Source organism: Corynebacterium sp. HMSC070H05, from assembly GCF_001837615.1.
Taxonomy (GTDB): domain Bacteria; phylum Actinomycetota; class Actinomycetes; order Mycobacteriales; family Mycobacteriaceae; genus Corynebacterium; species Corynebacterium coyleae.
This window is the reverse complement of sequence record NZ_KV833306.1, coordinates 1-19,388: the sequence shown is the minus strand read 5'-3', so window position 1 is coordinate 19,388 and position 19,388 is coordinate 1. Positions and strand designations below refer to the sequence as shown.

Sequence of the window (19,388 nt, the reverse complement as noted above, 5' to 3'; positions counted from 1 at the left end):
ATCCTAACCCTGCTCGTCAGGGTTTCGCACCTTCATCGGTCCGGGGGTGTACAGGCCGGAACGCGTGGTCACCTCGGTATCCACGTGCGCCAACTCAGGAACGTCGCCCGCAGAATTACGGCGCGGCTCGTACTGCGCCACCGAACCCCAGTCGCGCTGCCAATCGTCCTTGAGGTAGCCCGGGATCTCGTACGAGGTGTTCACGGCTTCCGCAGGGGCGAGCGCGCCGCCGCCGAGGAAGTCCATGAAGCCAGAGAGCTGCTGCTTGCCCGGGCCGTCCGGCATGACGCGGAACTCCGGAATCTCGGTGACACCGTTGGCGTGGAAGAACGGGCGCTGGCAGGGGTATTGGAACGCGACGGTCCAGTCGAGCAGGCCCGGGGTGTCGGAATCGAAACGCTCAGACAGTGGGATCAGCTTCGGGTTGCGCAGTGGCGTGACCGCCAGCCAGTCCTTCTCCGCAAGGGAGGTGTCCTCGCCGACGAGACGCACCACGTTCGCCTCCTCCGGCAGGTCCGCCAGCGGGAAGCGCAGGTTACGCCACAGCGGGGTTGGGCCCTGGTCCAGCATCTCTACCTCGCCGAGCTTGCGCACCACACCGTCCTTGTTGGTGCCGTACTCCAGCTTCAGCTCGGTGCCTTCCTGCTCCACGCCGTTGATGTCGTGGTGGGCGATGCGGCCGGCGACGGAGGTGACCAGGAGAGGGCGGTCGTCGCTAAGCTGCGGCAACTCGTACCACGTGGTCTCCAGCGACGCGGACTGCTTCGGCTCATCATCGAAGGTGCCGGCAACCGGAATGCGGTTGTAGTCCAGGCCGAACGGCAGGCGCACGGTCGAGCCGTTCACGCCGCGCATCGACTTCGGACGGTTGCCCTGGGTGTTCACGCGGGAGGTGGACTGGGCTTCGTCGGAAGCGGGATCGACGTCGGCGGTGTCGTCGTCAGACTGTGTGTCGCTCAGCGTGCGGTCCGAAGTATCGGCCGTCTCCGAAGCGATGAACGCCGGCACGCCGTCCGGAGTGAAGCCGATGTTCTTGCCCGCATCCAGGGACTTGCCCAGCGGAACGCCGCCGACGGGGGTGAGGAAGGACTCGTTCGTGTCGTCCTCCAGAAGCACGTCGCCGCCGAGGGCACACACGTCGCCCTTGAACGACTTCACGTTGCCCATACCCACCGAATACGCCGGAGCTTGGGAGACGAACGACTTCACAAACGTCAGGCACGAGAACGTCACCATGAGGATCGCAAACACGGCGATCGGCGCAGCCATCACGCCCGACCAACGGGTGCTGATCGCGCGCGGGCCGCGCATCGACTGCACCACACCAATTGCGAACACCACCAGGGCGATCGCCAGCACCACAGTGTTGGCCTCGATGGCCTTGAACTGCACAGTGCGGTCCCACCACGGCACCGCGAACGAGGACACGTACCACCACGCGTTCCAACCCGCCAGGGTAAACGCCATGAGGAACAGCACCGCAGCCATAGCGAACGTGCGGTTGCGGTCCGACTTCATCGCAATCCGGGAGAGCACCACCGCACCCACAGCCGCGATCGCACCGCCGAGACCCGCGTAGATGCCGAAGTGGTGCGTCCACTTCGTCGGGGTGAACAGCAGGAAGAACGTCGCCATGCCCAGGATCAGCATCATGCGCTTGGTCGTGCCGGTCGTCTTGTCGCCCTTCGCCAGCGCCCACAGGATCAGGCCGGTGCACAGCAGCAGCGCGAACATGGGGAAGCGGCGCGACATGGAGCCGTCGACGGTCTGCTCGAGAAGCGTTGCGTAACGGGTCCACTCCTCAAACCAGCTCAACGCCGGGCCGACCTCGGAGCGCACCTTCGTCGCCTCCAGCACGGTGGCCAGGGTTTGGTCGTGGAACACCGGCACCATCACGGCCAGGCCCGCGCCCATAAACGGCGCGACGTAAGAAATTCGGGGCTGCGGGCGCGAACCGATCATGCGCAGCACCGCAGGCAGCGAAATCAGGAACACACCAACGGCGGTGAGGCCGGTTGGGCCGCACGCCAGGGTAAACGCGGCGGTCACGGTGCCCCAGGCTGCCGGGGTGAGACGGTTCGTGGCAATCGCGCGCTCGAACAGCGCCCAGGTAGCCATCAGGCCAACGGCGATGATCGGCTCCGGGCGGGTGCCGTTGTTGTACGGCAGCCAGAACGCCAGGAACACAAACGCGGCCGTCCAGTGGGCGACCCTGCGCTCGGCGATCTCCGGGCCCAACTTCGGCAGGATCTCCCGTGAGAGCAACCACCACGTGCCAAGCGCTGCAAACAGGGCCGGCAGGCGCATCCACATCGACGCGGTGGTGACCTCCGACAGCAACGACAACACGTCGTAGAACGGGGAGCCGAACGGGGCTTCCGGCACGCCGTACCAGCGGTAGTAGTTGGCCATGTAGTCCGTGTTCGCGGCCACGCGCGCCATGGTCAGCAGGAAGCCATCATCGGAGGTGTTCGCGCCGAAGATGTGCCAAAAGCCAAGGACACCGGCCACGACGCCGTCGAGAGGCATCAAACCCTTTGCTTGTCGACGACGATAGCGCGCCGGACCATCCAACTTCCTCAACGCCCACAAACTGACCAGGGCGCTGAGCAGGCCGCCCCACATCGCAATGTTTTTGATCAGCGTCGGGGAGGACGTGAAGCGGGAGTTGATGTTCATGTGGGCGGACAGGCCGTCGTCGATAAGCGTGTGCTTATTCTCAAGCTCCGTGTACATGCCTGTGACCTGCGGGCGGTAATCATCCTCGCTGGTCTCCGAGTGGGACGTGCCCGGGATCTCAACCGTGGTCTCCTCGTGCGTCACGCTGACGTGCAGCTTCGCATCGTCGGGGAGGCTGCGGACTTCGGCTGGGGTGAGCTCGAAAAGTACGTCGTTGAGGGAAGTCACCACCAGGCCGCCGTCGGGAGCGGTGATGAACAGGCCGCGGTCGCTCGCCTTATTCGACGACTCCGGCAACGTACCGAAGATCAGACTCTGGCCCTCACGCAGTTCGCCGACGCTGTTGGCCGGCACCGTGACCTCAAGGTCCTGCGGAGCCAACGAAATCAGCGGCGCGTTGATCGAACCAACCGTGTCGTTCTGCGGCCACGACACGCTCGCCTCCGTCTGCTTCACCGGCAAAAACGGGGTGAGCAGCAGAAGCACAAACGCGATGAGACCAGAAACGGTCGCAATAAGACGAGTAGATCCAGTTTTCACTCCGGTCACCTTACTTCCTCACCGCGACAGCAAACGGTCCGATGAACTTCACGTCCCAATTCGCCTTGTCAAACGCCTCCGGGTTGAAGAACAACCCCTGGTAGCGCACGTTCGGCTGGCTTGGGTAAATGTCGTGGGCGATGTGGGTCTTAAAGTCAGAATCCTCACTGCCGCGGAAAATGAAGGCAGTCGGCGGCTCCCACTGACTGTTGTCCACGGCCTCGGTGAGCTTCTTCGGGTCGTCGTAAGAAATCTGCGACCACGACTCCAGCTCACCGTTGCGCTGCTCAAACTCGCCGAGCGGATTTGCGTAGTGGCTGGTAAACGCGTTGAATCCGAAGAACGGCTGGAAGGCCATGAAGTTGATCTCGTCGGTGTAGATCACCGCGTCGTTCTTCATGTGGCCGTGCTCTTCGATGTAGTCGGCGATCTCGTTGTAGAACCGGCCCGCATCCGGCGGGAAGCGGTCCGCGCGCTCGCCGTAGCCGTCGGTATCGGCGTAGGCCTGGTCGATGTACGCCTCGTTCTTCACCGCAATGTGCTGCACCATCTGCAGCGACGCCACAGCCACCAGAACAATCGCCACCACGTTCAAGGCGGCCTTGTTCTTCACCTTCCGCTCCAACCAGGTCAAGCGGAAGTTCGCTACCGCAATCACGCCGAGGGTGGCAAACAGCAACACAACCAGCACCTCGAGGCGGAAGCCCAGCAGGGAAGTGCCCAGGAGGGTGATCGCCATGGAGGCGAGCGCCCACACGTAGCTCACGCCAATCGCCGCGCCCAGGGAGGCGATCTCCGGGTCACGGAACCGCACGATAAGTCCAATGAGGCCGAACAGGCACAGCAGGCCTACCAGGGACAACGACAGGAACGGGAGGGCGAAGTAGGTGCCCTCGATGGGCAGGAAGTGGTTCGCGGTAGATTTCAGCGCCTCGTCACCGGTGACTACACGCCAGATGTACGGACCCCACGAGATCGCAGCGATGGCCATGGAGGCGAACCCGACGATGAGCAGGTGCTTCAGCGGGGTCAGGGTGCGCTCGCCGGTGAAGAACATCACCACCGCGATCACTACAACCGTCAGCGCGCCAATGGCGGTGAACAGGGTGTAGAACGACGCGGAAATGCCCAGGTAGATCGTCAACGCGGCGGTGGCTGCCCACGAGCCACTCAGCGCCCTGTGGGCCCACACCGCCGCGGCCGGGAGGAACATCGCCACGATTGCCGCGTAAGGCTCCTCTGGGACTTCCGTCAGCACGATCGCGGTGGTCACCACGGCAATCGCGGTAGCAACCGGCAGGGAACCGACGAGCCTGCGCCAGATCGGCGTCAGCATCGCCGCACCCGCCGCCAGGGTGGCAATCGCGTACGGCTGGTACACCTCCCAACCGTCCATACCCAGCACGTTGGCCACGCGTCCGCCGACCCAGAACCAGCCCATGGGATAGAAGGTGGGCAGGTCCTTGTACGCCATGTCCGCGTGGCCTAGGTTTTCAGTCATGCGGGACAGGAACTGCGTCCTAAACCCCTGGTCAACCTGGATGCCGTCGAGATACAGCTTGGTGGCAGACAGCGGAATGCCAAGCGTTGCGACGACCAACCCCGCCGGCACCAACGCCATCACCGCAGAAATAATCCAGTGCTGCTTCCCGCGCGTCCACAGCACCGCCAACACAGCAGCAATGCCCAACAGGACGAACGACACACCGGTGGCCAACGACCTGGTCACCATGGAGGTATTGAACGCCGGCAGCGAGATCCGGTGCAGCACAAACCACGCAGCGAGCGCGAGAATGCCGCCTGCGAGCCCCGCCGCGACGGTACGGACGGCTGTCTGCCCCGGTGACAGCTCGTCGGGATGATAAGCGGTAGTCATGCGTAATAGTGTCGCATACGCTGCCGACACTCACCCCACGCCACGTTCCGCCAGGTACATGAGGATGGCGCGCACGCGCCGGTTGTCCTCGTCTGGGGTGAGCCCAAGTTTGGAGAAAATGCTGGACACGTGCTTCGCCACCGCCGCGCCGGAGAGGTAGAGCTTGCCCGCGATCTCGCTATTGGACAGGCCTTCTGCCATGAGTTCGAGTACTTCCACCTCGCGCGGAGTGAGTGTGGTTAACCAGCGCGAGCTCGCCGCCATGAGTGCGCCTGCCACGTCCGGGTCGATGACCACGCCGCCACCTGCCACGGTTTCGCAGGCCTGGATGAAGTCTTTCACCTCGGCGACGCGGTCCTTGAGCAGGTAGCCGGTGCCGCCGTCGCCGTCCGCAAACAACTCACGGGCATAAGCAGGCGCGACGTATTGCGACAGCACCAGCACATTCACTGGGCCGCGTTTGCGCAGTTCCAGGGCGGCTTGGAGGCCGTCGTCACGCATGTTCGGCGGCATGCGCACGTCCGTGATCACCAGGTCGGGCCCATACTTATCGACGACCCCCAGCAACCCATCCGCACACTCCACCTGCGCCACAACCTCGTGGCCGCGCCGGGTGAGCAACCCTGCAACACCCTCCCGCAGCAGCGCGGAGTCGTCCGCGATAACGATCCTCATGGCGCAATCCCACTTTCTCCTCGGAACAACAGCAACGGAATACGTGCGGTGACGGTGGTCGGCCCACCGTCCGGCGAGTGCAGCTCCATCTCACCGCCGAACGCCGCGATGCGTTCTCGCATACCCTCCAGCCCGCCGCCGGGCGTGATTCGTGCGTTGCCGCCGCCCTGGTCAGTGACGGAAACATTCAGGGTGTGGTCGCAGGTCACCAGCACGCTGACCGGTACATGTGGTGCGTGCTTCGCGGCGTTGGTTAAGGCTTCGGTGGTGAAGAAGTAGGCGGCGGCGGTGACGGAGGCGTCGATACGCGGCAGCTCGTGCGGGGCACGGACCGTGACATGCGGGCCGTGCTGTGCGGCGGCGGTCTCGATCGCCGCAACCAATCCGTGGTCTGAAAGTTCCCGCGGGTGGATGCCGCGTACGGTTCTTCTGAGTGCGTCGAGGCCGTTGTGGAGGTCGCGGGCGGCGTCGTCGAGAAGCTGCGATGCAATGTCCAACCTTGCCTCGCCCAACTTCATCGCGGCAGCCACAAAGTATTGCTGCGCGCCGTCGTGCAGGTCTCGCTCGATGCGCAGCCGCTCCACCTCATATGCCTCCGCGATCCTGCGCCGCGAAACCGTCAACTGGTGGATTTTGGCGGCCGCGCGCTCCTCGTGTTTATGTCGCCGCATGACCCCGAGCGTAGCCAGGTAGAGCTAGCACTACCCATATTCGGGAGCCAGGGCCATAGTGCTTATCGACGACCACCTGTGGAATAGAAACCATGCTTGAACTCAACGACATCACGAAGTCCTTCACCCAACAACGGGTCCTCGAAGGCATCAGCCTGACGGTTGGCGGCGGCGAATCCGTGGCGATTATGGGGCCCTCTGGCTCCGGCAAGTCGACCCTGCTGCACTGCATGTCCGGCGTGCTCGTACCCGACGACGGCCAGGTGCGCTTCAACGGCCAGGACGTGTCGGCCATGAACGACGCGGAACGCTCGCGCCTGCGCCTGGAAAACTTTGGCTTCATCTTCCAAGACGGCCAGTTGCTGCCGGAGCTGACCGCCACCGAAAACGTCGCCCTGCCGCAGATCATGCGCGGGGTGCCGCGTGCGGAGGCGCACGCCGAGGCCATCGACATGCTGACCCGGTTGGGCTTGGGCGCCTTTGTGGACCGGTACCCGGGGCAACTCTCCGGCGGCCAGGTGCAGCGCGTGGCCATCGCCCGCGCCTTGGCCGGGCCGCCGTCGGTCGTGTTTGCCGACGAGCCGACGGCGGCGTTGGACCAAGCCACCGGGCACGAGGTCATGCAGCAGATCGTGGCAATCGCGCAGAAGTTCGGCGTCACCCTCGTGCTGGTCACGCACGACCCGAAGATCGCCGACTGGTGCAGCCGCCGCGTCGAAATCCGCGACGGCCTGATCCACTCGGAGGTGGCGCGATGAGTGCAGTGACGTTGATGCGCTCGGCGGTGTCGTCGACAAGCGAAGGGCGCTCGCAACGGCAGATCGGCGAACGCTGGGTCCGCGCGTTGTCGCTGGTGGCGGTAACCGTAGCGACCTGGATGCTGTGCACGCTCATGGGCGGCACCTGGATGTTCCTCGCCCGCGACCTGCACCCGCATGAGGCGCTCGTGGAAATCGCAGAGTCGATGGGCGGGCCGATTTCCACGGCGTATATCTTCCTCGCGCTGTTCGCGTGCGTGCTCCTCGTGCCGAGCCTGCTGGGGCTGCTCACCCAAGCCGCACGGGCGAACCTCGGCGGGCGCGAAGAACACCTGGCGGCGCTACGCCTCATCGGCGCGACAGCCGGCGAAGTGCGCGGGATGATGATCTTGGAGTCCCTGCGCCAGGCCCTGGTTGGGTTGGTGCTCGGGTCGGTGCTCTATGTGGTCACGAGTCCCGCGTGGTCGCTGCTGACGTTCCAGGACAAACCCGTCGGCGCCTGGGAGATGCTCACCTGGTGGGTCATCCCCATCGCGTGGATCGTGGTGTTGGTACTAGCCGCGTGCTCAGTGTGGCTTGCCTTGCGACGAGTCGCCGTCACCCCTCTCGGCGTCACCAAGAAAATCCCGCCAAAGGGACAAAACATGATCACGCTGGTGCTGTCACTGGTTGGCGCGGTGGTGCTGTACCGCTACCTCAGCTCGCTGACTATCGCTCCGCAGGCAGACGCGTTGGAGTTCGGCGCCTTGTTGGTCGTGGCAGGCGGCGTCCTTACTGTCAACGCATTGATCGCCGTCGGCGTGATCCAACTCCTCGCACGCCTGAGCTACTGGGTCCCCGGAGCTGCGAATTACGTGGCCACGCGCCGGGTCGGCCGAGGCGCGAAAACCACCTGGAAGCGAGTGACCGCCCTGTACTTCGTGGCGTTCATCGGCGGCGTCGGCGCCTGGATCTCCGCAGTACCGGACATCGAGGACGAGCCCGCCCTGAAGATGATTACGGGTGATATTCCCTCCGGCGTGGCCATCACCGCCGTCTTCGCGGCGGTCCTGTTGGTGTCGTCCACGCTGCTCACCCAGGCACTGTCCGTGGTGGAGCAGAAGCAACTGACCAAATCGCTCTACTTCATTGGAGCGCCCGCTGCCTTTCACACCAAGGTTGCCGTGCGCGAGGTTGGGATTCCCATGCTGGTGGTGGCCCTGCTGGGATTCGGCATGGGCAGCCTGATGGGCACCATCATGGTCATGGTTCACGTCAACGTGCTGGACAAGGTGGCCCTGTTCGGCGCGCTTGTTGCGGTCGCGCTGGTTGGCTGTGTCCTGGCGGTGGTGGGGACCGGTCGGCTTCGCGAGCAGGTGCTGATGGGGATGGGCCGCGCCAAGGACTAGAAAATAGTTCCCGGGGTGTGAACTATCTTCCACCAAGACGAAAACGACCTGCAGGGAGTGAATCTTTTGCAGGTCGTTTTTGAAGAAAGTTCCCCGGCTGGGAACTATTTTGGCGCTAGAAGTTCAGCTTGCTCATGATCGGCGCCGGGATCGCCTTCAGCACCAGGGAGATCGGGCCAAAGAGCTTGTGCACGAACACGGAGGACTTGCCGGCCAGGGCGGCCTCCACGGCAGCCTCGGCGACGTCCTCCTTGTTCACGGTCAGCGGGGCCTCGTCGAGACCATCGGTCATCTTGGTGCGCACCTGGCCCGGGCGGACCACGGTGACCTTCACGCCGCTGTCCTTCAAAGCTTCACCGAGCTGCAGGTAGAAGCCGTCGATGCCGGCCTTTGCAGCACCGTAGACAAAGTTGGAACGGCGCACGCGCTGGCCCGCCACCGACGACAGGGCGATGATGTTGCCGCGGCCCTGACGCTTCATCTCCTGGCCCAACAGCACACCGACCGACATCGGGGCGGTGAAGTTGGTCTGCGCCGAAGCGACGGCGGCAGCCTGGTCCTGCCAGAGCTGCTCCTGGTCGCCGAGCGTGCCGAAGGCGACGACAGCGACGTCGACCTCGCCGTCCTCAAACGCCGCATCGATCACGGCAGGGTGGGAGGCGAAATCCAGGGCGTCGAAATCGACCAGGCGTACGTGGCCTGCGCCGGCGTTCTGGACTTGGGCGATGGCGTCGTCGATACGCGGGGAGTCCTTGCGCGCACACAGGGTGACGGTGGGGCTGCCGCCGCGGGAGACGAGCTCGCTGACAATCGCGAGCCCGATCTCACTCGTGCCGCCGAGGAGGAGGATGTGTTGGGCTTGGCCTACTGCGTTCAGCATGGGTACTCCTTAGTTGAGCTCAAGACGGCGGGACATGTCGGATGCGAACACGCCGGTCGGGTCGATGTCGCGGCGGGTCTTCAACCAGCCTGGCAGTTCCGGATACATCTTGTGGAACTTCTCCGCGCTGGTGCGGGATTCCTTGGCCAGGTAGAGACGGCCGCCGAACTGCATGACCTGGTCATCCAGGCGGTCGAGGAACTCGTTGAGGCCCGGACGGATTGGGAAGTCCACGCACACGTTCCAGCCCTTCATCGGGTAGGACAGCGGTGCCTGGTTGCCTTCGCCGAACAGCTTGAACACGTTCAGGGCGGTGTAGTGGCCGGAGGACTGGATGTCGTAAATGATGTCCTTGAACGGCTCCACAGCGTCGGTCGGGACGACGAACTGGTACTGCAGGAAGCCAGCCTTGCCGTAGCCGCGGTTCCACTTCCCGATGAGGTCCAGCGGCTGGTAAAACTGCGTCAGGTTCAGCACCTGGTTCCGGGCGGGGGAGCCCATCATGTAGTACGCCTCGCCGATCGCCATCAGGGAGAGCTTGTTCATGGTCCAGGACGGGAAAATGTCCGGCACCGTCATCAACTGCGGGGCGTTGAACTTCAACGGGTCCTTAGCCAGCTTCGGGGCGAACTCCTTCAACTGATCCAAGGTGGCCAGCGAGCCGCGGGAGATGGTGGAGCGGCCCGTCTTCGGCGGAGCGGAGATCGCGTCGAACCAGGCAGACGAGTAGGTGTAGTTCACCTCGGAGCCGTCGGAGTGCACCGCGATCGTCTCGTCGAGCGTGTTGGTGCGGTCGGTGTCTGCGATGAAGTAGGCGGTCTCCGTCTTGGTCATCTGGATCCGGGCGCGCAGGATGATGCCGGTCAGGCCCATGCCGCCAACAGTGGCCCAGAACAGCTCGGCGGTCTCGCCGGTCGGCTCCAGGTGCAGCACGCGGCCGTCCGCCACCAGCAGCTCCATGGACAACACGTGGTTGCCAAAGGAACCCGCCGAGTGGTGGTTCTTACCGTGAATATCCGGGCCGATCGCGCCACCGATGGTGACCTGGCGGGTACCCGGCAGCACCGGAACCCACAGGCCATACGGCAGGGCGGCCTTCATGAGTTGGTCGAGGCTTACGCCGGCGTCGACGTCGACAATGCCGGAATCCGGGTCGATGGAGTGGATCCGGTTCAGCGGCGTCATATCGACGACCAAACCGCCACCATTCTGGGCGGGGTCACCATAGGAGCGGCCCAGGCCGCGGGCGATGATGCCGCGGCGCTTGTGCTCGGGCAGGTCCGCGTTCTCATCCGCGACCCGCTTGACTGCCTCCGCAATCGTGTCCACGTCAGGGGTGGACAGGACCTGGGCGGTGGACGGGGCGGTACGGCCCCATCCGTAGAGGGATTGGGTTGTCAGTTCCATGCCCACAACCCTACCGCCGGACTAGAGATCCATAATGCTACGAATCTCCGCGGGCAGTTCTTCTTGGCTCGAAATCACAGGTCCGTCGTGTTCGCGAAGAATCTCATAGATACGTGTGCGGCCTTTGGAGTCCACAAACGGCAGCTCCTCGGCCATCAGGCGCACCATGAAGTCGGACAGGGGGACCTCCACACGCTGCGCCGCCTCGTGGATCGCGTCCGGGTCATCACCTTTGTAATGCTTCCTCATGGCACACGAGCCTAGTAGGGTAAACGCCCGTGTCCTCGAACGCTTCCCTAAAACAGCAGCTCATCCCGTTTTTGGTCATCGGTATCGGCTGCGCTGTCATCGACTTCGGCATCACCAACACCCTCGACCAAGCCCTCGACGTCCAGCGCGACCTTGCCAAGGCCGTGGGCTGGGTCTTCGGCACCATCTCCGCCTACGTGCTGAACTCCAAGTTCGCCTTCAACGCCAAAATCGACGCCAAAAAAGCCAGCGCCGTATTCATCCTCTACGCCACCACCTTTGCGGTGCAGATGCTGCTGTGGAGGGTGACGGACGAGCCGTTGTCGTCGATAGGCTTGCAAGATTCGTGGAAGAACGCCGTGTCCTTCGTCATCGCACAAGGCGTAGCGACGACTACCAACTTCCTCCTCCAGCGCTACTGGATCTTCCGCGGCACTAAGGGCGACGAAAGTCCTCTCGCGCCCCCCGCCTAAGCAACTTCAGCCAATCGACGAAGCCCCTCGGATCCTTCTTCTCCACCAGGAAGAACCACCCGAACCGGACAACCTCCTGCAACTGCATCTTCTTCATGCCGCGCTGATTAATGATGTAGCCACGGTTGCGGTACGTGAAATACCGCTTCGTCTCATTGTCAGGGAACTGCGCATGCGCCCGCCCGCCCATGATCGGATGGAACTCGTCCGACCCATCCGGGTGCAGATAAAACGCCGTCAACGCCGTGCCATACTTCAGGCCCGACTGCGCCAAACGACGGTGGTACTCCACCTCATCGCCCCTGATAAACAGACGGTAATCCGGCACGCCGATGCGCTCCATCGCCTTCGCCGAAATCAACGCGCCATTAAACAAACTGGCGTACTGCGGCAGAAAATCGCCCTGCAACTCATCAACACGCCGATGCCACGTCGTGCCCTGCCTCAGCGGAAAGGCCAGCTTCTCCGGATCGTTAATGTTCGCCACCACCGGCGACACCTCCGACAACTGATGCTTCTCTGCGGTTCGGTAGAGCTCTTCGAGGACCGTGTGATCCCGCGGGCGACCATCATCATCCGCGCACCAAATCGCATCCGCCCCCAGCGCCAACGCGTGCAAGAACCCATACGCGAAGCCACCCGCCCCGCCCAGATTGGTCTTGCTTGGTAGGTAGACGCCCTTGTCGTTGGCGAGCTCGTCGACAAGCACACGCACCGCATCCTCATCACCGTTATCCACCACAATGACCCAATCCACCGGATGCGTCTGCGACACCACCTGCTCCAACGAGTTCCGCAGCAGGTCAACACGCTTATGGGTCACAATCACGGCAGCAGTCGTACCGTTGCGATTCAAGGCAGTCATACATTTATTGTGCCCGAGGGATCCCAAACCGTCGTTCTTGCGTCTAATAACCATGACCAACCTACGAAACGGCATGAGTGTCGACATCGAAGCAATCCTCATCCACGACAAACAACGCACACCCGACCTCACCTACCACCAAGTCAGCGCCGACCGCTACCTCGCCACCGAACACTGCCGTGAAGAATGGCGGGTGGACAACGACGCCCGTCACCACCCACGCGGCGTGCGCTACCACGGCTGCGCCGCCGCCCGTGCCATCGCCCACGCCGTCGAACGCCCCGGCAGCATCGTCTCCGGCTTCTCGGCACTCGCCCTCTATGGCTTGCCCTACCTGGTCGAAGGAGCCGACACCACGCTGCTCGCCTCCTCGGGACGCAACCAACTCGCAGGGCCTTGCTTACCGACGATCCGACGCCACTCCCGAGCAACCTTCCCCATTTGGAAAGTCACCCACCGTGGCGTTGGCCTTCGGACGGCTAGCCCAGTGGCGGCAGTTGTCCAGGCGTTGATCCAGGTCAAACGCGGGGAGCACTGTTGGAATGTCGTCGATGTAGAGGGCCTGTCTGCCGAGGAAGTCCGAGCGGTGCAACTCGTCGACTGTGTCCGTCGCTTCTGGGGCATCACACTCGCCGACATTACGGCAGCTGCCCGCCACAAAATCAACGCCAGTTGGTTAAGGAAGGTCTTGCGGCTCAGCAGCTCTCTTGCTGATTCCCCCAAGGAGACCGAGATGCGCCTTCTCGTTGCGGTGCTCGCGGCTCGGTATGGCCACGTCGTGCAGGAGCAGGTGCCGCTGGTCGTCGACGGCAGGACAGTGACCACGTTTGACCTGGCCATTCCTGATCTGAAGATTGCCGTGATGTACGACGGCGAACACCACTCGGACTATAAGCAGCGCAACAAAGACTCTTCCATCAACCTCAAGATGACCTTGGCGGGATGGACGCCCGCGAGGTGCTCGTCCAGGACGATGTTTGAATGCCTGGGCCTCGTCGAGTCCCTGATGCAAAAAAGTTCCCAGCGATAATGGGATTCGTGGAACTTTTACGGGGTGTGTCGCCCGGCGTCCTGGGGAAAGTGAAACTTTTGGGGGGCCGAAATCGAAGAAAGTTCCCGGGCGGGGAACTTTCTTCGGGAGATGGTTGACACCTACCCGTGGAAGCGCTGCACCAGTTCTGCGACGTGGTCGCCGGCTTCGGGGCCTTCGTAGGCGCGGACGACGTCGGCAACCAGGCCGGCCTCCCTAATCTCGCCCTTGTCCACCCACAACGCGGTGTTGCAGAGCTGCGCCAGGAAGTCGTTGGAGTGGGAGGCGAACACGAGGATGCCGGAGCGCTCCACCATTTCGGCCAAACGGACGCGGGCTTTGGACATGAAGGCGGCGTCGACGGCGCCGATGCCTTCGTCGAGAAGCAGGATCTCGGGTTCGATGGAGGTGACCACGCCCAACGCCAGGCGGACGCGCATGCCGGTGGAGTAGGTGCGAAGCGGCATGGAGAGGTAGTCGCCGAGCTCGGAGAATTCGGCGATGTCGTCCATTTTGGTTTTCATTTGTTTGCGGGTCTGGCCAAGGAACAGGCCGCGGATGATGATGTTTTCGTAGCCGGAGATTTCGGGGTCCATGCCGACGCCGAGGTCGAAGACGGGGGCGACGCGGCCGCGCACGTCGGCGACGCCACGGGTTGGTTCGTAGATGCCGGACAGTAGTCGCAGCAGGGTGGTTTTACCTGCGCCGTTGTGGCCGACGAGGCCGACGCGGTCGCCCTCCCTTAAATGCAGGTTGATGTCGCGGAGTGCTTCGACGACGACGGTGTTGGAGGCGTTCTGGCCGATTTTGCCGCCGGCCGAGGACATCATGGCCTTTTTCAGGGAGCGGGATTTGGCGTCGAAGATGGGGAAGTCGACGCAGGCGTTGTAGGTGTCGATGGAAACCATGTGTAACTCCTAGACTCCTAGACCCAGTACGGCACGCGGAAGCGCCACTGTTTCATGGCCAGCAGGGTGATGAGTACGCCGACGATGGTGCAGGCGATGACGATGAGCCAGTGGTAGGCGGCGACGGGGTCGTCGATAAGCGGTGCTCTGACGATTTCGAGGTAGTGGAACAGGGGGTTGATCTCGGCGAGCATTGCACGCTTCTCGACGACACCACCCTGATCCTTCAGCGTCCTCGTCGTCCATACGATCGGGGTGACGTAGAAGAGGAGTTGGACGAGGGCTTCGAGCAGCGGGGCGACGTCGCGGAAGCGGGTGGCCACCATGCCGAAGAACATGGCGACCCACACGCCGTTGACCAGCAGCAGGGCCATACCCGGGATGAACAGGAGTGTGTTCAGGGTGATGGGGATGCGGAAGATCAGCGCCAGGATCACCCAGATGACCATGTTGTGGGCGAGGAACAGCGTTTGGCGCCACACGAGCCGGTAGATATGCACCGACAGGGCGGAAGGGAGCTGTTTGATCAGGCCTTCGTTTTCGATGAAGACGTTCGCGCCGTCTTTGATGCAGCCAGAGATGAAGCCCCAGACGATGAAGCCGACGGTGACGTGGGGGAGGAACTCGGCGACGTCGATTTGGAACAGCATGGAGTACAGCAGGCCGAGGGCGAGCGACATCACACCGGTGGCGATGGTGATCCAGAGGGGGCCGAGCGTGGAGCGTCGGTAGCGTTGTTTGATGTCTTGCCAGCCGAGTTGGAGCCAGAGCTCGTGTTGGCCCCAGCCGCGGATGAGGTCGTCGAATGCCCGCCGGAATGTTTTGGATGTTGACGGCGGGGTGTTTTCGCCAGGGGCGCTGGTCATCCGGGCGACGTCATCGCGCAGTTGTTCTACGTTATGCACGCAGTTCACCCTAGTGCACATGTTTCGTGCTCCCGAGCTGGCGGTGTGCGCTGTGTCGGACGTGCGTGCATAATTAGGGGCGTTCTTGCGTGAAGGAGGTCTGCCGTGGCTTATGACGTGTGGGGGGTCCGTGGGCTGTACGGGTCGTTGGGTGGCGGTTGGACGTATCTGAATGCGCATGTGTCGCCGCAGGTGCCGGAGAAGGTTGCGGGGGCGGTTGCGCGCAGTTTCCGTAATGCTGCGTCGGTGCCGCCGCCGGAGCCGGTGTTGGGGTCGCATTCCCGGTCGGATGTTGGTTTGCCGGAGGGGGCGGAGTATCCGAAGGCGGCGCGGGTCGCTATTGCGGATCTGGCTGGGGTGATGCCGGAGCAGGTGGTGTTGGGGCCGAGTGTTCCGGCGTTGTATTCGGCGTTGGTGTCGGCGATGCGTCCGATGTTGCGGCATAACTCGTCGATGGTGCTGAATCCGGTGGATCGTCCGGTGTTGTCGGGGCGTTTGCAGCGCGCTGGCGTAGCGACGACTTGGGCGCAGGCCGATCTGGCTACCGGCGATTTGCCGGCGTGGCAGTACCGCGACATTGCGGACGGGTCGACGCGTTTGGTGTCGGTGCCGGCGGCGCATCCGGAGTTGGGCAACGTTGTGGGCGTTGCGGACATTGTGGAGGCGGTGCGTGAGAAGTCCCGGGCGTGGGTGCTTGTGGATGCGTCGGCGTACGCCCCGTACCGTCCGTTGGATTTGGATGCGTGGGGTGCCGATATCGCTGCGGTGGACATGGCCCAGTTCGGCGGCCCGGAGATCGCGGCCCTGATTTTCCGTGACGCGGCGATGTTTAAGCGTTTGGACCGTGAGGCTCTCGAGTTGGAGGTGTCGCCTGGTCTTGCTGGTGGTGTGCCGGCTGTGGTGGAGCACTATGCGTCGTTGGTTGAGGGGGCGGCGGGGAGGTCGTCGAGACGCAATCGCTTGAAGTACTCGATGGGGGAGACCACCGCGTACCTGAACGGACTGCGCGATGATCTGCATACGTTTTTGGGCACGCTGCCTGCGGTGCACATTGTTGGTGTGACGGGCGAGGCGGCGGAGGATGCGCGTGTGGAGCGCATCCCGCGCCTGGCGTTCGGTGTGCGGGGCGTGCCGTCGGAGACCGTGCTGGATCGCCTGGTCACGCACGGTATTGTCGCTGCTCAGACGACGCAGACGCAGCTTCTCGACGACATGGGCGTCGCCGACATGGGCGGCGCCGTCACCATCGCCATGTCGCCCTTTAATACCCAGAACGACATCGAGCAGTTGGTGCGCACAGTCGCCTCGCTGGCGTAGCCTACGCGATCAGGATGATTTTTCCGGTGTTGTCGCCGGAGTCCATGTGGTCGTGGGCCTTGGCGGCGTCGGCGAGGGGGAACGTGGCGGTGATGTTGGGCTTGATCTGGCCCGATTCGATGAGCGGCCAGACGTTCTTCACCGTCGAGGCGACAATCTCCGCCTTCATCGGACGCGGCCGGGCGCGCAGGGTGGTGGCGTGGACCGACAGGCGCCGCGGCATCATCCGGCCAAGCGACAGCGTGCCCTTCGGCCCGCCCTGCACCGCGATGACCACGAGGCGGCCGTCGGTGTTGAGCGTCTTGATGTTCTGCTCCAGGTACGGCCCGCCAACTACGTCGAGGATCACGTCCGCCCAGGCCTTGAGTTCCTCGGCGAAGTCCTGCTCCTTGTAGTTAATAAGGACGTCCGCGCCGAGGCCCTTGCAGTAGTCGAGCTTCTCCTGGCTGCCCGCAGTGACGGCGACGGTGCAGCCCAGCGCCTTGCACAGTTGGATGGCAAACGAGCCGATGCCGCCCGCGCCGCCGTGGATCAGCACGTTGTCGCCCTTTTGGATGCCGGCGAGCATGCCCAGGTTCGACCACACCGTGCAGGCCGCCTCCACCACGCCGGCGGTCTCCTCCAACGTGAGGTTCGCAGGCTTCGGCGTGAGCTGGCCCTCCGGCACCGCGACGTATTCGGCGTACCCGCCGCCCGCCAGCAGGCAGCCGACCTCTTCGCCCTTTTCGCGGCCGGTGGTGCCCGGGTCCTCGATCACGCCGGCGCACTCCAGGCCAATAATTTCCGACTCGCCCCTCGGCGGCGGGTACTTGCCCTCGGCCTGCACGATGTCGCCACGGTTCACGCCCGCCGCCGTGACCTTGACCAGTACCTCCCCGTCCTGCAGTTGCGGGGTGTCCACTTCGGTGAGTTCGAGGGAGCGGGGGTTGGTGTCGTCGATAAGTGTGATCGCTTTCATGCGGCCAGGCTACCGAGATTGAGCGACGCGCGACGTGTTGTAGAGTATGTGCGTCGCACTTGCTTTGCGACGAGGAGACGTGGCAGAGCGGCCGAATGCACCGGTCTTGAAAACCGGCGAGGTTTATCCCTCCAGGGGTTCAAATCCCCTCGTCTCCGCCAATTTCTTTTGGGGGGTGCTTCAGGGGGCTGTTCCTGAAATTTAGGTGAATTTCTCCATAAACGCTGGCAGCGTTTGTCAAGCCTGACGTAGGGTTCTTCACAAGTCTGCCTCGGTGTTGGGGCAGCGTATGGCGAAAATATGTTGCTCATGGTGGAGGTAGAAATGAGCGAGAAGTTCACTACGAGGAAAGGCCGTGTGCGTCGCAACGTTGTGGCGCTACTGAGCGCAGTAGCGCTGGGCGTCGGCGGAGTAGCGGTGCCGCAGACCGCGGGTGCGTGGGTCCAGCAGGATATCGAGCGAAACTATGGGGAAAAGCCCGATCCGGTCCAAGAAACGAAGGCGATTTTTGAGACCTTCAAGCCGGAAACAATGCAATCCGATGGGAGCTACATCTACACCATTGGAGGCGAGGCTAAGGCACCGAAGCCACTCCCCGACCAGAATGATCCTGATTACGAGCTAAAACAGCGTGGTGCGTCTGACATTCTCACGATGACGGTGTGGGTTTGGGCTGCGACCCCCAATACAGTCTTGGAAGAACCCACTGCGGACGACTTCAAGTGGGCTAGCGGTCAAACACGTCCGTTTAAGAGTATTGAGAAAGTCAGGGCCGACGATGGTGTTTACACCGATCAAGACGGCAATAAGATCGGCGGTGGCGACGGCTACAAGATTGAGTTTGATATCAACGCAGCAGAGGACAGCTTTACTGCGGAGATTCAAGCGAAGTTGAAAGCAGATATTCCTGCAGGAGCCCTGGTCACGGCTGCTACTTACGTGGAGACGACGATTAGCCCCCGGGTTATCTGGGAGCATGAAAACTCGTGGTTGACGACAGATCCCAACGATTCTGACACGTGTGCAGGTATCGCACACGGACGGCACCGTCTCCAGGGCGGAGGTTATGGCCAGTGGATGGCTGAAATGTATCTCGGTTCGTTGAATGGAAACCTGGAGCTCAGGGGTGCGCCGCGTGTTACATTCACGCTGCCTAACGGTGACACATTCAGCGGTGAAGAATCGGGCATGACTCAGGGTGACGTTTCGTCCCAAGCTCTCGACGCAAACTACAAAGCAGGCTTTGAGAAGTTAAATCCCAACACCGTTTGGGGACAGAAATTTGACTGGCCCTTTGATAAAAACACGGCGACAGGCGAATTTTGGCTCCCCACCGGGACCATCTTCGAATTCGAGCAGAATGTTTACGACAAAGACAAACCCTGCTCGGATGCCAAGTGGGGAGGCGACAAGCTCCACCACCGCGCGATGCTGACATCCGCGAACCCGCCTATTGTCACGACCGACACTGCACAGACGTGGTTCAAGATGCCAGAAGGTGAGGAGCCGTGCGACTGTGAACTGGGCTCGGTGGGCGACAAGGTCTGGATTGATATGAACAAAGACGGAATCCAGGACGAAGACGAAACGCAGGGCGTTCCCGGTGTAAAGGTGGTTCTCAAGGACGCGTCCGGTAAGGAAGTTGCTCGTACGGTCACGGACGAGGACGGCAACTGGAATATCAATGTGAAACCGGGTGACTACACGGTCGTGTACGAGCCTGGGAATAACGTGCCTTCGAAGCCGGAGCAGATCGAACGCACCGTCACCATCAAGCCTGGTGAGAAGCGTGACGATATTGACCTGGGT

The 19,388-nt window shown here is 62.8% G+C and carries 17 protein-coding genes and 1 tRNA gene; 7 read left to right on the top strand and 11 right to left on the bottom strand.

The genetic code is table 11. The annotated features are described in order from the left end of the window. Nucleotides 1-3 precede the first annotated feature (3 nt). From HMPREF2617_RS04410 to HMPREF2617_RS04395, 4 genes are read right to left on the bottom strand one after another with little or no spacing between them, the layout of a single operon-like run. On the bottom strand, nucleotides 4-3,219 hold the full coding sequence (locus HMPREF2617_RS04410) for an arabinosyltransferase domain-containing protein (RefSeq protein WP_246821697.1): 3,216 nt from the start codon (nucleotides 3,217-3,219) through the stop codon (nucleotides 4-6). 10 nt (nucleotides 3,220-3,229) lie between these two features. Continuing rightward, a complete protein-coding gene (locus HMPREF2617_RS04405; RefSeq protein WP_070840130.1) occupies nucleotides 3,230-5,095 on the bottom strand; it encodes a galactan 5-O-arabinofuranosyltransferase in 1,866 nt (621 codons plus the stop codon). Between the two features lie 30 nt (nucleotides 5,096-5,125). Next, a complete protein-coding gene (locus HMPREF2617_RS04400; RefSeq protein WP_070421998.1) occupies nucleotides 5,126-5,770 on the bottom strand; it encodes a response regulator transcription factor in 645 nt (214 codons plus the stop codon). Further along, nucleotides 5,767-6,441 (bottom strand): sensor histidine kinase, encoded by a 675-nt coding sequence (locus HMPREF2617_RS04395; protein ID WP_070568067.1) that lies wholly within the window; start codon nucleotides 6,439-6,441, stop codon nucleotides 5,767-5,769. The genes HMPREF2617_RS04400 and HMPREF2617_RS04395 overlap by 4 nt, the downstream gene beginning before the upstream one ends. Nucleotides 6,442-6,533: 92 nt before the next feature. On the opposite strand from HMPREF2617_RS04395, the gene HMPREF2617_RS04390 reads away from it, so the two are divergent. Beyond that, the gene (locus HMPREF2617_RS04390; RefSeq protein WP_070472485.1) at nucleotides 6,534-7,199 is read left to right on the top strand and encodes an ABC transporter ATP-binding protein; all 666 of its coding nucleotides are present in this window, start codon (nucleotides 6,534-6,536) and stop codon (nucleotides 7,197-7,199) included. Further along, nucleotides 7,196-8,587 (top strand): FtsX-like permease family protein, encoded by a 1,392-nt coding sequence (locus tag HMPREF2617_RS04385; protein ID WP_070840129.1) that lies wholly within the window; start codon nucleotides 7,196-7,198, stop codon nucleotides 8,585-8,587. The genes HMPREF2617_RS04390 and HMPREF2617_RS04385 overlap by 4 nt, the downstream gene beginning before the upstream one ends. Before the next feature lie 115 nt (nucleotides 8,588-8,702). Here the strand turns inward: HMPREF2617_RS04385 and HMPREF2617_RS04380 are convergent, their stop codons facing one another. From HMPREF2617_RS04380 to HMPREF2617_RS04370, 3 genes are read right to left on the bottom strand one after another with little or no spacing between them, the layout of a single operon-like run. Next, nucleotides 8,703-9,467, bottom strand: a complete 765-nt coding sequence (locus tag HMPREF2617_RS04380) for a decaprenylphospho-beta-D-erythro-pentofuranosid-2-ulose 2-reductase (protein ID WP_070840126.1) — start codon at nucleotides 9,465-9,467, stop codon at nucleotides 8,703-8,705. 9 nt (nucleotides 9,468-9,476) lie between these two features. Then, the gene (locus HMPREF2617_RS04375; RefSeq protein ID WP_070422003.1) at nucleotides 9,477-10,874 is read right to left on the bottom strand and encodes a decaprenylphosphoryl-beta-D-ribose oxidase; all 1,398 of its coding nucleotides are present in this window, start codon (nucleotides 10,872-10,874) and stop codon (nucleotides 9,477-9,479) included. Nucleotides 10,875-10,895: 21 nt separating this feature from the next. Then, nucleotides 10,896-11,123, bottom strand: coding sequence for a hypothetical protein (locus HMPREF2617_RS04370; RefSeq protein ID WP_070613890.1), 228 nt, complete (start codon nucleotides 11,121-11,123; stop codon nucleotides 10,896-10,898). Nucleotides 11,124-11,152: 29 nt separating this feature from the next. Between HMPREF2617_RS04370 and HMPREF2617_RS04365 the strand changes: the two genes are divergently transcribed. Continuing rightward, nucleotides 11,153-11,596: a GtrA family protein gene (locus HMPREF2617_RS04365; RefSeq protein ID WP_070840124.1), complete on the top strand. Its 444-nt coding sequence runs from the start codon at nucleotides 11,153-11,155 to the stop codon at nucleotides 11,594-11,596. Here HMPREF2617_RS04365 and HMPREF2617_RS04360 read toward each other — a convergent pair. Beyond that, complete coding sequence (locus HMPREF2617_RS04360; protein WP_070840150.1) at nucleotides 11,559-12,461, bottom strand: galactofuranosyltransferase GlfT1; 903 nt, start codon at nucleotides 12,459-12,461, stop codon at nucleotides 11,559-11,561. The two genes, HMPREF2617_RS04365 and HMPREF2617_RS04360, sit on opposite strands and share 38 nt — an antisense overlap. Nucleotides 12,462-12,534: 73 nt before the next feature. Between HMPREF2617_RS04360 and HMPREF2617_RS04355 the strand changes: the two genes are divergently transcribed. Beyond that, nucleotides 12,535-13,491 (top strand): hypothetical protein, encoded by a 957-nt coding sequence (locus HMPREF2617_RS04355; protein WP_070422007.1) that lies wholly within the window; start codon nucleotides 12,535-12,537, stop codon nucleotides 13,489-13,491. 122 nt (nucleotides 13,492-13,613) lie between these two features. Here HMPREF2617_RS04355 and HMPREF2617_RS04350 read toward each other — a convergent pair whose 3' ends face one another. Further along, complete coding sequence (locus HMPREF2617_RS04350) at nucleotides 13,614-14,399, bottom strand: galactan export ABC transporter ATP-binding subunit Wzt/RfbE (RefSeq protein ID WP_070840122.1); 786 nt, start codon at nucleotides 14,397-14,399, stop codon at nucleotides 13,614-13,616. Between the two features lie 17 nt (nucleotides 14,400-14,416). Beyond that, nucleotides 14,417-15,325 (bottom strand): galactan export ABC transporter permease subunit Wzm/RfbD, encoded by a 909-nt coding sequence (locus HMPREF2617_RS04345; RefSeq protein WP_070484966.1) that lies wholly within the window; start codon nucleotides 15,323-15,325, stop codon nucleotides 14,417-14,419. An 84-nt stretch (nucleotides 15,326-15,409) separates the two neighbouring features. On the opposite strand from HMPREF2617_RS04345, the gene HMPREF2617_RS04340 reads away from it, so the two are divergent. Then, nucleotides 15,410-16,621 carry an aminotransferase class V-fold PLP-dependent enzyme gene (locus HMPREF2617_RS04340; RefSeq protein ID WP_070840120.1) on the top strand — a complete coding sequence of 404 codons (1,212 nt, stop codon included), beginning with the start codon at nucleotides 15,410-15,412 and terminating at the stop codon, nucleotides 16,619-16,621. Nucleotide 16,622: 1 nt separating this feature from the next. Here the strand turns inward: HMPREF2617_RS04340 and HMPREF2617_RS04335 are convergent, their stop codons facing one another. Then, nucleotides 16,623-17,579: an NAD(P)H-quinone oxidoreductase gene (locus tag HMPREF2617_RS04335; RefSeq protein ID WP_070840118.1), complete on the bottom strand. Its 957-nt coding sequence runs from the start codon at nucleotides 17,577-17,579 to the stop codon at nucleotides 16,623-16,625. Between the two features lie 73 nt (nucleotides 17,580-17,652). Between HMPREF2617_RS04335 and HMPREF2617_RS04330 the strand changes: the two genes are divergently transcribed. Beyond that, nucleotides 17,653-17,740, top strand: a tRNA-Ser gene (locus HMPREF2617_RS04330). 163 nt (nucleotides 17,741-17,903) lie between these two features. Then, a partial coding sequence (locus HMPREF2617_RS04325; RefSeq protein ID WP_246821696.1) for an SdrD B-like domain-containing protein occupies nucleotides 17,904-19,388 on the top strand: 1,485 nt, incomplete at its 3' end.

What these genes read in the sequence shown, in the direction of transcription:
- HMPREF2617_RS04405 (WP_070840130.1), bottom strand. Translation starts at nt 5,095, where the DNA reads ATGACTACCGCTTATCATCCCGACGAGCTGTCACCGGGGCAGACAGCC.
- HMPREF2617_RS04400 (WP_070421998.1), bottom strand. Translation starts at nt 5,770, where the DNA reads ATGAGGATCGTTATCGCGGACGACTCCGCGCTGCTGCGGGAGGGTGTT.
- HMPREF2617_RS04395 (WP_070568067.1), bottom strand. Translation starts at nt 6,441, where the DNA reads ATGCGGCGACATAAACACGAGGAGCGCGCGGCCGCCAAAATCCACCAG.
- HMPREF2617_RS04390 (WP_070472485.1), top strand. Translation starts at nt 6,534, where the DNA reads ATGCTTGAACTCAACGACATCACGAAGTCCTTCACCCAACAACGGGTC.
- HMPREF2617_RS04385 (WP_070840129.1), top strand. Translation starts at nt 7,196, where the DNA reads ATGAGTGCAGTGACGTTGATGCGCTCGGCGGTGTCGTCGACAAGCGAA.
- HMPREF2617_RS04380 (WP_070840126.1), bottom strand. Translation starts at nt 9,467, where the DNA reads ATGCTGAACGCAGTAGGCCAAGCCCAACACATCCTCCTCCTCGGCGGC.
- HMPREF2617_RS04375 (WP_070422003.1), bottom strand. Translation starts at nt 10,874, where the DNA reads ATGGAACTGACAACCCAATCCCTCTACGGATGGGGCCGTACCGCCCCG.
- HMPREF2617_RS04370 (WP_070613890.1), bottom strand. Translation starts at nt 11,123, where the DNA reads ATGAGGAAGCATTACAAAGGTGATGACCCGGACGCGATCCACGAGGCG.
- HMPREF2617_RS04360 (WP_070840150.1), bottom strand. Translation starts at nt 12,461, where the DNA reads ATGACTGCCTTGAATCGCAACGGTACGACTGCTGCCGTGATTGTGACC.
- HMPREF2617_RS04355 (WP_070422007.1), top strand. Translation starts at nt 12,535, where the DNA reads ATGAGTGTCGACATCGAAGCAATCCTCATCCACGACAAACAACGCACA.
- HMPREF2617_RS04350 (WP_070840122.1), bottom strand. Translation starts at nt 14,399, where the DNA reads ATGGTTTCCATCGACACCTACAACGCCTGCGTCGACTTCCCCATCTTC.
- HMPREF2617_RS04345 (WP_070484966.1), bottom strand. Translation starts at nt 15,325, where the DNA reads ATGTGCACTAGGGTGAACTGCGTGCATAACGTAGAACAACTGCGCGAT.
- HMPREF2617_RS04335 (WP_070840118.1), bottom strand. Translation starts at nt 17,579, where the DNA reads ATGAAAGCGATCACACTTATCGACGACACCAACCCCCGCTCCCTCGAA.